Genomic DNA, 12,171 nt, shown 5'->3' with positions numbered 1-12,171 from the left:
TGCAAAAAATAGCAATTTCCTGTAAATTTAACTTACCGTACGGTAAGTAAGTTATTTCGGGAGGACGTTAAACATGAAGAGAACTTCAACCTATGCTGATATTTTGAATACGGGTTACCGCCTATTCGCTGAACACGGCTTTGAAAAAACAAGTATGACCATGATCGCCAAGGAAGTGAACATATCAAAACCTGCGTTGTACTATCATTTTTTGTCGAAGGAAGTCATTATTGATGTGCTTTTTGAAGAGATATGCAAAAGTATCGATTTTGCCAACTTTTTTAATATCCAGCACTACACGAAGGATAATTTCGAAGAGAAGCTCATAGCTGATGGCCTTCATGTCATTACCAAACAGAAAGTAGACGACAATTATTCGCGCATCATGAAACAATATCAGGCACTTGGCTACAGAAATCCTAAATATTCCCAAAAATTGCTCGAAGTATTGAACGGATTTACAACGGGGTTTGTCGAACTGCTGCGGCACGGCGCTTCAATTGGGGCTATCCATGATAAAGATACGCTTGTTCGAGCGCAAATGCTGAATATGATCATTGACAGCATCGACAATTTTATCAGCTACGGGTTTGAGTATAATTATGCTGACATATGGACGAAAGCTGTCCTGACCATTGTAAAGGGAGAGGACACATAATGAGCCAATCGGCACCACGTATAACAGCCCTTGATTTTGCAAGGGCTTTGGCGATCTTCGGAATGATTATCGTGAACTATAAGCTTGCGATGCAGGCTGAGAACGGCGGATCGACATGGTTGATAGCGATAGCGGGGCTGTTCGAGGGAAGAGCATCAGCACTATTTGTCGTGCTCGCAGGCATTGGTGTGTCATTGATGACCATGAAAGCAAGAGGTTCGTTGGACAAGGAACACATTCGTCATAATCGGAACAGCTTGTGCAAAAGAGCTGCATTTCTTAGTATAGCCGGTATGTTATTGCTGTTGATGGGCTGGAATGCCGATATTTTACATTTTTACGCAGTGTTCCTGCTGGCAGCCTCGGTCTTGATTACGGTGTCCAGAAACATACTATTGGGCCTTTACACAATTATCCTATTAGCCTCACAGTTGTTTTTGATCGTATTTGATTACAGCAAAGGATGGGACAAGAGCTTTCACGCATATTTGGATTTGTGGACGATTGAAGGATTTAGCCGCAATCTGTTTTTAAACGGCTTCCATCCGATCTTTCCGTGGTTGTGCTTTTTTCTGATTGGCATGTGGATCGGTAGGACGCGTTGGCTGGACTTGGCTACCCGCCCGAAGCTACTGCTCTATTCGTTATCCGGGACTGTTGTTTTCGAAGCAATTTCCTATTCTCTGATCTCATGGAGCTCTCCTGTACTTGATACAGAAGCTGCGACTTACTTGTTTACTACAAAGCCGATGCCGCCCACGATGCTGTATGTATTATCCGCGACATGTTCATCCATCGCCATCATTGCGGTCAGTCTATATGTGGTCGACAAATTTCAGAATTCCCTTCTGATTCAGGCATTAATCAATACTGGCCAGCTTTCGTTAACGCATTATATCGGGCACGTAGTCATAGGGTTGGGTTTTCTTGAGGCAGTAGGCCATTTGGATAATGGTAGTCTTTCTTTTGCAATTGCGTATGGGTGCAGCTATTTCATCATCGCTATTATCTTTTCGTATGTGTGGAGAAAATGGATGAAACGAGGCCCAGTCGAGCTGATCATGAGAAGAATCTAAGCTTGCCACACTAATCCCAAGTCCGTTAGGATCACGCACCGCATACAACCGGTCTCCCTCTACACCGCGCCTTTCGAACAAGAGATGCCCGCATTCAATACCTTTGGGGACGGCCGATCAGGCCGTCTTCGAACGTCAGAATGGCGTGATTTATATAATTTTCTATTTTATTTCTTTCAACATTTTCAGCAGAACAGTAACGGTCTCAGCCCTGGTTGTCCTGGCATGGGGGACAAATTTGTTTGTATCTTCGCCTTCTACAAGACCAAATTTTCTTAGTTCTGCCACTGCACCTTTTGCCCACAACGGAATGTCCGTGTCATCAGCGAAGCCGGTTGCGGTATCCGGTTCATTCGGAAGAGCGAGGGCATTTGCGGCCATCATTGCCATCACCGCACGGGTAACGGCCATATCGGGTCGGAAGCTGCCATCCTCATAGCCTTTTATAATGCCTGTCTGCACAGCTTGCGCTACTGCTTTTTTCGCCCAATCTCCGATCTTTGCTGTATCTAGTGCCACTCCCGCTTCTTTGGGCTTCAACGCATTTATCAGCATGACCGCAAATTTCGTAAAGTGATCTACCTCTACGGTAATATAATGGCCACTCATCTTGCCGCCGATTTCCACCCATTCATTTTTCACTTCGTCATAGTAGAATACAGCTGCACTTTGGTTGTTCTTCAAGATCGTCGGATCGAATGATAGGGTCAGCGTTACCGGTTTTCTGAAATTCTCCGGGAAGTTTTTCAATATCTCAAAGATTGAGCTGGCTAAACCATCTTTATCCGCTAGGAGCTTTTGTGTGTCCAGTACTTTTTCTATTGTTACTATTAATTCTTTATCCGTAGCATCGGGCGGAACAGAAACCGTGACTTCCTCTCCCAAACTAACTTTGCCTGTTTTACCTGCGTGCAGTGTTAATTTATCTTCTGTGGAAATCACCGTGCCGTCGCTTGGGGCCGTTGGAGGTGTAGAATGGTTACTGCTTCCTCCGCCTTCACCGTTACTATTTCTAGACGCGCGGTTTACAGCAACGGTGTAGGTTTTGGTTGTACCGTTCTCAGCCGTCACTATTACGGTGATCGGGTTACTGCCTACACTTAGGTTGATGGTGCCAAGTCGGTGCCGAGCAATTTTTTGCAGTTTGACAACACATCCTAGCACTGTTCCTGGCCACGTGATAGAATGAGAATGCAGCGGTCAAACTGTTGTTCGCTGATACCATTCTATTCCTTGAGGTTGGTTCATTAATGAAGCTGACAATTACTTACGAGCATAGCATCCCGATCAATGCTTTCCGTTGGACACCGAGCGTAACGGCAAAGCCATTGCATTATCATTCTAGTTTAGAGATCGGCCTCTGCGTTTCCGGCAGAGGCATTTTTTACTTCGGTGAGAAGAGCTATAAGGTCGTTCCGGGCGATATATTCATCGTGAATAATCTGGAGCTCCATATCGCCAGATCGAATGAGAGCGATCCGAGTACGTACATCTTCATCAATTTCGATCCGATACTGCTGCTGGATGAGGAGGAAGCGCTGCTGCTGCCGTTTGCCTACCGCTCCGACCACTTCGACAATCGCATACCTGCAGCTTCCCCTTTGGCTGCGCCGATAGGAGCGCTGATCGAGAAGATATCCAGAGAGCTTACCGACAGGCAGGAAGGATACCGGAGCATGGCCAAGAGTGCCTTGCTGGATCTATGCGTTCTCTTCCTGCGCCACTATGCGGCAGGCTTGTCGATGAACGAGTGGAATCGGCTCACAGATTCGTTCCGGCGCATACGTCCGGCTCTTGTCCTGATCGACCAACGCTTCCGGGAGCCTATTGAGCTGGGTGATGTTGCCAAAGTCCTCCGCATCAGCCCCTCGCGAGCCAGCCACCTGTTCCAGCAGGAGCTCGGTCGCAGCTTCAAGGAGCACCTGCTGCAACTGCGCATCAACGAAGCGAAGCGGCTGCTCATCAGTACAAATCACAGCGCAGTGGATGTCTGCTTCGAAAGCGGGTTCCAAAGCGTGCCCTCTTTCTACCGTCTGTTCGTGCGCTCCGTTGGTCTTGCTCCCCTGGATTATCGCAAGCAATATTCCGTTCACGCAATTTTTGAGAATACGACTGAACCGTTGAGTAGATGAGTCGATCCGGCCGCAGGTATACTGAAGCAGTAACGAATCATTATATTTGGAGGGAAACCATATGGCGGGTTGGACATTGCTTGATACACTGGTACAGAACGAAGTAGTGCAGAGAAGTGAGGAAGGCTGCGATGTCGAAGGGTATGCGGAGAGAGTAGAGGCAGCAGGCACAGATCAGGAGAAGCTGATGGCAATCTACAATGAACTCATGGCGTTGCCGATCCGCAGTGATTATCCTTATGAGGAGCCGTCGGAGTTAAACGAGATTCGCTTACTGCGTCCGGAGGGACCTCGCCAGATAAGTGATACGCTCGATGAAGCGCAGTGGCAGGACAAGTTCTATGGGGCATGGCTGGGTCGGAGTGCCGGCTGCGCTCTGGGTAAGCCTCTGGAGGCATGGCATTATATGGGTGGTACTGGCGGCAATCCTGGCTGGCGCAACGTGCAGCTCTGGTTCGAGGGTGCCGATGCCTGGCCGATACGCGGCTACACGCCGCTTGAATCCCGCGCGGAGAAGGAACACGGCCTGTCCCTTGCATCCGCCAGCCTGAAGAGCACCAGAGAACATATCCGCTTCATGGAGACGGACGATGATATTCGGTATACCGTACTCGGGCTGATTATGCTCGAAGAGCGCGGAATTGATTTCGATTCCTACGACATCGGGAAGCTGTGGCATAGCCGGCTTACCTATAGGCAGGTATGCACAGCTGAAACGCAAGCCTATCTGAACTTTACGCAGGCAACCTCCCACCAGAAGGCAGAAAGACCGGATAATTGGGAAGAACGCAAGGATTGGGTCCGCACGTATTTGAATCCTTATCGCGAATGGATCGGAGCTCAAATTCGGGCCGATGGCTTCGCTTATGGAGCGGCTGGCAATCCCGAGCTTGCCGCCGATCTCGCTTGGCGCGATGCCTCGTTCTCGCATGTGAAGAATGGCATTTATGGAGAAATGTTTTGTGCAGCGATGATTGCAGCAGCTTTCGTCGAAAGCGACCCCGAGCGTATCGTTAGGATCGGACTAAGCGAAATCCCGCGCAATTGCCGGCTTGCGCATGACATTGAGCTGGCGGTTTCTATTGCACGAGAGGCAACGGACCAGCTCCAACTGGTTGATCGCATATGGGAGGCATTCAAGCACTATCATCCAGTTCATACGAACAATAATGCTGCGCTTGTGGCGGCATCAATCATTTTTGCCAAGGGAGATTTCGAGTTGGCGATTGCAACATCGGTGCTGGGCGGTTGGGACACCGATTGCAACGGAGCTACCGTCGGTTCCATTATGGGCGCGTCGCTCGGAGCAGAAAGGCTGCCGACAAAGTGGACACAGCCGTTGAACGATACACTGTATGCCGAAGTGTCAGGCTTCCATCCAATTTCCATCTCCGAATGCGCGAAACGGACCTATGAGGTGTTCAACAAAATACGCGGCTGACAAGACAAGCTCGAGGACTGACAGGAATAGAGCTCATCCAGGCCAATAAAAGAAGGCTATATACGGGCCGGCCAGGGTATGTCCGGTCCATATATAGCCTTTATTATGGTTCTGCGCCGCATCTGGAGAAGCGATTTTTCAGCTCAGTGGAGTTCATTCCGTAATAAGACTTGAATACTTTGGCAAAATGCGCGCTGTCACTATAACCAACTGCTTCCGCCACATCGCTTAGCCTCTTGTCAGTAGTAAGCAGCAGCTCTTTGGCTTCGCGCATTCTCACCTCAGTCAAATAGTTCCATATCGTCATTCCCGTCTCCTGCCGGAATACGTTGGCCAAATAAGGTTTGCTGATATTGACGGCATCCGCGATCTGCTGCAGGCTTAGCTTGTGGGGATAATTGCGTTCAATATATCGCTTCACATCTACGATGGAGCGCCTGCCTGAGTTGATGCCTGCCATTCCATCATGGCTGTTGAACCAGGCTATAGCCAGTTCTAGCCGGTACACACCGACAAGCCTGAAGTACAATCTCCGGTCATCCAAGATAGGGACGGGAGAGCGGTCATGCTCCTCGGCCATCCACTCGAATACCCCCTCAGTTTTCCGGACGGCGACTACCCCGGCGATCCATTCATCGGCGAGAGCCAGCAGCAGTTCCACTCGTTCACCTACCCATGATTCTAATAAATGGAACGTATCGATTACCAGCAGAGGCAGTGACAAGGCTTGCTGATTACCCGGGTATTCCTGCCATCTGGCCAGCAGTATCCCGGCTGAATTGTAATTCTTCAGCATAAGCGACCGCGCCTCGTTCGTTCGTATCGAGCGCAGTTGTCCTGCTGCAGCCTGCAGCGCCTGCTCAAGGTCCGATTGTTTGACCGGCTTTACGATATAGTCGATTGTGCCGAGCAAGATGCCCCGTTTGGCATATTCAAAATCATCGTAGCTGGATATAAGAATCGATCTCATCCAGGGAAATTGTCCGTTGATGCGCCGTACTAGCTCCAGACCGTCCATGTTCGGCATTCGCACATCGGTGATGAGAATATCTGCGTAGTTGCCCTGCAGCCATTCCAGCGCCACCTGTCCATTATGAGCAGTACTGACAGCGGAAAAGTCAGCGTGCTCGTTCACCCGATTCACCAGCCCGTTGCGTATCCACTTCTCATCATCCACGATTAGACAGAATAACATTGCTACCCCTCCCTTCGCTTTTATGCCGGTAGAATCGGCAGTATAAGGTGAACCTTAACGCCGTTGCCAGAGCGGCAATTGCTGACAACTATTTTGGCCTGCAGACCATAACCTTTATAGAACTGCTTAATGCGGTAAGCAATATTCGGTAATCCTATGCTCTGGTCACCCTCTGGAATATCAAGGCTTCCACGTGAAATGCGTTCCCGCAATTCGAACAACTCAGCCTGTGGGATGCCTGCGCCATTATCGCGAATGCAAATCCGGACATACCGGCCAAACCAGCTTCTCATGGATATGTCGATGTGGATGGAACGTCCGTATTTCTCTAGATTGTGCTTGATGGCATTTTCCAGAACAGGCTGAAGAATCAGTTTCGGACAATGCGCAGAAAGCACGGCCGCTTCCGTCTTATAGTTGTACGTAATCGATTCGAACCGGATGCAGGCCATATTGAGGTAATGCTTCGTGTGCTCAATCTCATCTCTGAGCGTGACAGTAATATCGCGAATACGGGAGGAGTAACGAATCATAGAAGATAGCGACACAACGGCATCTTCGATCGGCTTCATGCCGGACAGGCTTGCCATAGCATTGATCGTCTCTAAAGAATTATATAGAAAGTGTGAATGAATTTGCGACTGTACTGCGGTGAACAGAGCGATCTGCTCCCGCGCCCGGGTATGGGCCAATTCGTCGATAGAGGCATCCATGCGAGCCAGCATATCATTGAATGCATACCCCAGGTGGGCGATTTCATCTATTCCGCCCACTTCGGGGCCCGGGGAAAAATGGCCGATCTTGGTGTTCAGCAACTGCTTTTTTAATAAAACAATTCTCCGGGTCATGGAAGAGGTCATAATGAAGAGCATCAGTACCGTAACCCCGATACCGATACCCGTTACCGTCAACGTTACATCACGCACGAGGTAGATCGTGCGTGCGGCTTCCTTGTAAGGAACTTCAATTACGGATTTCCAGCCGGGAGTATCAGGAATGGAGGCGAATACCACGAACTGTCTGGAGTCAGGGTCCAGAAAAGCGCCGGATTCCATGCCTGATATTCTTGTGAGCAAGGGGGATGGGACAGATGTGAATATAGCCTCTTCAACAGGATGCGCCACAATGGTTCCCTCCGAATCCATTATATAGCGCGAGTTATGGCTGCCATCGTTCATCCGTTCCAGAATGTTCAGTATAGGTTTTACGCTTATATCCATTTGAATGTATGAATGATTTCCATAGTAGTCCAATTTTTTGAACAGTGTTAATACAACAATCGGTTTGCCTTCGTAATCGGTAGACCGCTTGACTATGAAGGTGGTCGAGCGGGCATCTGTCGCAGGCTGCTCCTTCATTCGCTCCGCCAGGGAGTACCCGAGCTTGAAGGGAAGAACCGGATTATAGCGAAGCTCATTCCCGTAAGAATTAAGCAAGGATATGGAAACCACCTCGGGGTGCTGCATCACGAAGGGCTGCACAGAGTTTTGGTAGACCAGATTGTACAGCCGCAAGTAGGTTGAAGTGAACCTGTCCTGCTGCCTTGTCCACTGGTAAAATTCATCGCTTCCTTCGATGAACAGGAACGCTTGTTCATACTCCTTGAAGTAACGATTAATATTCAAATTGGCTTGCTCCAGCATCTGTCTGCTATATTTCTCAAGATCCAGCTGAAGCATTGACGAAGTGAGCACATATTGAACAATACCTACCGTAGAAGCGATAAAGAGAATCACGGTTACAAAAAGAAGGATAATCTTCCTCTTGATCGATTCTCTGATGAATTGCAGCACCTTCATGGTGTCCACTTCTTTCTGCTCAAAGCTGTCTTTTTATGAAATAAGTCTACAGTTATTCTGCAGCAGTGGCAAATCCAGGCATCCCTCTTACAACAGCTTGCTCCTCCCACATGGAACATACAGCCCCGAATTTCCCGGGACTGTATGCAGGCAGGTGCAAACCTATTTGGTTTTGTTATTGTTATACCATTCGGTCATTTCCTTGATCAATTGATTTCCGCCTTGTTTCCTGATGTCCTGTACAAAGGTATCAAAGTAATCAACTGGCAATTCTCCATATACAATCTTCGTCATCGTCTCCTGGATCATACTGCTCGAATACCAGCTTAGCTCCGGGTTTTCGGATAGTGCCTTAGGCTTGGGCATCGCTACCGTAGGATTGGGCAGCCCTTCCTTGCGGGCGATTTCGTAGGCCTGATCAATGCGCTTCATCGCTTCGGGGGAATACCGCGCCTGAATGGTCTGTTTGTTGAAATAAAGGGGAGTCACCGCGAAGACGGAGCGCAAGTTCGCCTTGTTTTTGTCGTTTGCCGAATCATAAATGTATTTGTCACCTTCCTTGCGGTATGTATCTCCTTCGGTGCCGATATCAACATACACTTGCCCTTCCTCGGAAGCAATCCAGTCGAACAGCTTGATCACCTCGACAGGATGCTTCGTGGTTTTCATAACGATGGTTGAGACTCCGAACGGATATTTTCGGTTGCCAACCGGTCCCGTATACCCTTTACCCTTCGGGGTAGGGATCGCCACGACATCCACCTTGTGATTCTTGTTGGCATCCTGTATCGCCTTCTGGAAGTCGGCAATCTGCTCGACCGTGTGGTTATAAGAGGCTGCCTGTCCCGAGTTCAGCTTCTGAGTAAATATGCTGCCCGTATTGGATAGGAACTCCTGATCCAACAGCTTTTCCTTGTACATGGTCCTGATGAACTCAAGCGCAGGCTTCATGTTAGGGTGCAGATAGCCGGGTATAATCTCGTTATTGTAGAGTATATTAGCCGAAGGGTCGACGCCCCACATCCCGAATATATTCTCCATCCAGCCAAAGCTTTGCCTTCCACTGAATGGAATGGTATCATCCTTGCCATTGCCATCTGGATCTTTGTCCCTCAACAGTCTCAGCATGTCGAGGAATTCATCGGAGGTCGAAGGAATTTTTGCTCCTACCTTATCTAAATAATCCTTCCGCACATAGATAAGCCGATCCGTATCCGTCCCCCCGCCTGAGAATCTCGGGATCGCCATAATCTGGCCCTTGAGTGTAACGGCATCCCAGGCGGATTGAGGTATAACTTTCTTCAGATTCGGCCCATGTTTGTCGATCAATTCGTTGAGCGGCAGCACCATTCCGTTGGCCAGTGTCTCCTCATTGGCGAACCCTCCAGTCCAATAGAAGTCGGGATACTCCCCTGCGGCCATTTTCAGGCGCAATTGCTCGTTGTATTTGCCGTGAGACAGGAAAGTTACATCAAGAATGGTGTTCGTTTTGTTGCCGAGATATGCAATCGTGGGAATGCTCATGGAATTGCCTGGAGGAATCGGATTATTAATGTCCGTCTCGAATGCTTTTAACGTAACCGGTTTAGAGCTGGCTGATGGAGCTTCGCCTTTTCCCGGCTCCGGGTTTTTGCCCGTCTCCCCGCTTATCCCGCCTGTGCAGGCCGCGAGTGTTGACCCTAATACAATAATGGAAAGTGCCCCCATCCATTTTCTGTTAACATAATTGTTCAATTTCGTATCCCCCCATATAAGATAGTTAATCTGCTTAAAAAGACAATTTACGGTATAATCTGTCCGGCAGCTTACTCCTTCACTGAACCAAGAAGAGCCCCTCGGATGAAGTGCTTTTGAATGAATGGATAAATCATCAATACAGGCAGCGTAGCAACTCCTACAGTGGCCATCTGAATACCGAGCGGAGAGTATTCGCTAATGGATTCCGGTATATTCAGGAAGGAATCCTGAGTGTTGAACTGGCTAAGTAGACTGTATAGATAGAGTTGGAGCGGCTTGATTCCAGAGTCCGTGATGAAGAACAGCGGTCCCATGTAATTGTTCCAATGGCCAACGGCATAGAAGAGCGTAAGTGTCATAACGATCGGCAGCGAGAGCGGCATGAAGATGCGCCACAATATCCCGTTGTCACCCATTCCATCCATCTTGGCTGCTTCGGTCAGTTCTTCGGGCAAACCGCGAAAGAAGGTGATGCACAGAATCAGATTAAAGGCGCCGATCGCATTGGGAATCATAATCGCCCAGAGCGTGTTCATCATGCCCAGGCTTTTCACTACAAGGTACATAGGAATAAGCGGAGCGGAGAATATCATGGTGAAAACGATCCCCAGCAGAATCCACTTCTTCCCTTTAAACGTAGGTCTCGACAACGGATAAGCCGTTAGCAGCGTAAAGTACATGTTAATTACGGTTCCCACTATGGTAACGATCAACGAAATGCGGAATGAATTCCAGAACACTTTATTGTGCCATACCAACAAGTAATTATCTAACGTTGAGTCAACTGGTAAGAAGGTGACAAGATTGTGGATAAGCGCTTCCCTCGAACTGAAGGAAGCCGCCAGTAAATGGGCAAAGGGAATAATGATTAGCAGGCAGGCGCCAATCAGCAGCGTAACGTTAAGCGTGTCAAAGCTGCGTTCCCCGAATGATTTTGAATACATTGCCGGTTCCTCCTTATATGCTAAGAGCAGTAAGTGTTCCATCCCAGCATCATCTGCTGTGTTACTTTCGGTGAATGGTTACACTTTGCCCAGGATTGTATAACGGAAGACAAGTTTTCTGCTAATAGCCAGGTATGGTCAACGCCGCTGCGCTCAATACAGCCCTTGGCCGGTAGTAGCTTTGCTTATCCGGTTGGCAATCACAAGCATCAGAAACCCGACAATCGATTTGAACAATCCGATGGCGGTTGCGAAGCTGTACTGGCCATTCAGCAGTCCGGCCCGATAGGCATAGGTGTCTATGACATCGCCAACCGAGTAGGTAGCAGGGGTGAGAAATACATAGATTTGCTCAAAGCCGATATCCAGGATATGACCGATCTTCAGCAGCAGCAGGATCATCGTAGCCGGTACAAGCTCGGGAGCCGTAATATGAAGGAATTGCTTCCATCGCCCTGCTCCATCTACAGTAGCCGCCTCATACAGCGACGGGTTAACTCCAGCCAACGCCGCCAGATAAATAATGGTTCCCCAGCCCATCTCCTTCCACATGCCTGTCGAGATGACGATTGTGCGGAAATATCCCGGCTCCTGCAGAAAATGGATTTCTGTTCCTCCCCATTGCGTCAAGTAATGGTTGAGCAGCCCCGACTGCGAGGACAGCAGCGAGTAGACGAGAGCGAAGATGATAGTCCACGACAGGAAATGTGGCAAATACAGGATCGTCTGCATCCATTGCTTCATTCGGGTACGGCTAAGCTCATTCATCATGCAAGCCAATATGATCGGAGCCGGAAAGGCAAAGATCAATTGGTAAAAGCTGATGATCAATGTATTTACGAGCAGACGCTTGAAGTTTGGAAACGCATACATTTGCTCGAACCACTTGAAGCCTACCCAATTGCTGTCCGTTATACCTTTGAAAATATTGTAATCCTGAAATGCGATGACGCTCCCGAGCAAAGGCACATAGCGGAATACGACAAAGTAGATGATTCCCGGCACGACCATCAAATACAATCCCGGATTGTTTCTTATGTGCCTGAACCAATGGGGCTTCGCCGGTCTGGCTGCCGGACGATTGTTCTGTATGGCACGTGTCATGTTTTGCGTCATGTTCATCCCCCCTTTTTGACTTGATGAATATCTTGCTGTAGTTAGTGTAAGCTTTGTCAGGGAGATGAACAAT

10 protein-coding genes are annotated in these 12,171 nt (G+C 48.7%); 4 read left to right on the top strand and 6 right to left on the bottom strand.

Features of this window, described 5'->3' with window-relative positions:
• Positions 1–73: 73 nt before the first annotated feature.
• A complete protein-coding gene (locus OB236_RS20600) occupies positions 74–658 on the top strand; it encodes a TetR/AcrR family transcriptional regulator (protein ID WP_262685684.1) in 585 nt (194 codons plus the stop codon).
• A complete protein-coding gene (locus tag OB236_RS20595; protein WP_262685683.1) occupies positions 658–1,734 on the top strand; it encodes a DUF418 domain-containing protein in 1,077 nt (358 codons plus the stop codon). The genes OB236_RS20600 and OB236_RS20595 overlap by 1 nt, the downstream gene beginning before the upstream one ends.
• Before the next feature lie 162 nt (positions 1,735–1,896).
• On the opposite strand, the gene OB236_RS20590 is transcribed toward OB236_RS20595, so the two are convergent.
• Positions 1,897–2,898 carry an S-layer homology domain-containing protein gene (locus OB236_RS20590; protein ID WP_262685682.1) on the bottom strand — a complete coding sequence of 334 codons (1,002 nt, stop codon included), beginning with the start codon at positions 2,896–2,898 and terminating at the stop codon, positions 1,897–1,899.
• A gap of 44 nt (positions 2,899–2,942) precedes the next feature.
• On the opposite strand from OB236_RS20590, the gene OB236_RS20585 reads away from it, so the two are divergent.
• Entirely contained in the window at positions 2,943–3,866 is a 924-nt protein-coding gene (locus OB236_RS20585; protein WP_262685681.1) for an AraC family transcriptional regulator, read from the top strand.
• 61 nt (positions 3,867–3,927) lie between these two features.
• On the top strand, positions 3,928–5,307 hold the full coding sequence (locus OB236_RS20580; RefSeq protein WP_262685680.1) for an ADP-ribosylglycohydrolase family protein: 1,380 nt from the start codon (positions 3,928–3,930) through the stop codon (positions 5,305–5,307).
• Positions 5,308–5,410: 103 nt separating this feature from the next.
• Here OB236_RS20580 and OB236_RS20575 read toward each other — a convergent pair whose 3' ends face one another.
• The 5 genes from OB236_RS20575 to OB236_RS20555 all read right to left on the bottom strand — a co-directional run bounded on the left by OB236_RS20575 (position 5,411) and on the right by OB236_RS20555 (position 12,098).
• Positions 5,411–6,502, bottom strand: a complete 1,092-nt coding sequence (locus tag OB236_RS20575) for a response regulator (protein ID WP_262685679.1) — start codon at positions 6,500–6,502, stop codon at positions 5,411–5,413.
• A 20-nt stretch (positions 6,503–6,522) separates the two neighbouring features.
• Positions 6,523–8,301, bottom strand: coding sequence for a cache domain-containing sensor histidine kinase (locus OB236_RS20570; protein ID WP_262685678.1), 1,779 nt, complete (start codon positions 8,299–8,301; stop codon positions 6,523–6,525).
• Positions 8,302–8,463: 162 nt separating this feature from the next.
• Positions 8,464–10,035: an extracellular solute-binding protein gene (locus OB236_RS20565; RefSeq protein ID WP_262685677.1), complete on the bottom strand. Its 1,572-nt coding sequence runs from the start codon at positions 10,033–10,035 to the stop codon at positions 8,464–8,466.
• 71 nt (positions 10,036–10,106) lie between these two features.
• Positions 10,107–10,982, bottom strand: coding sequence for a carbohydrate ABC transporter permease (locus OB236_RS20560; protein WP_076228984.1), 876 nt, complete (start codon positions 10,980–10,982; stop codon positions 10,107–10,109).
• A 153-nt stretch (positions 10,983–11,135) separates the two neighbouring features.
• Entirely contained in the window at positions 11,136–12,098 is a 963-nt protein-coding gene (locus OB236_RS20555) for an ABC transporter permease (protein WP_262685676.1), read from the bottom strand.
• Between the last annotated feature and the right edge of the window lie 73 nt (positions 12,099–12,171).

This window comes from Paenibacillus baimaensis, assembly GCF_025567575.1.
Note: the sequence above shows the minus strand (reverse complement) of the source record. Positions and strands in the feature narration are given on the sequence as shown.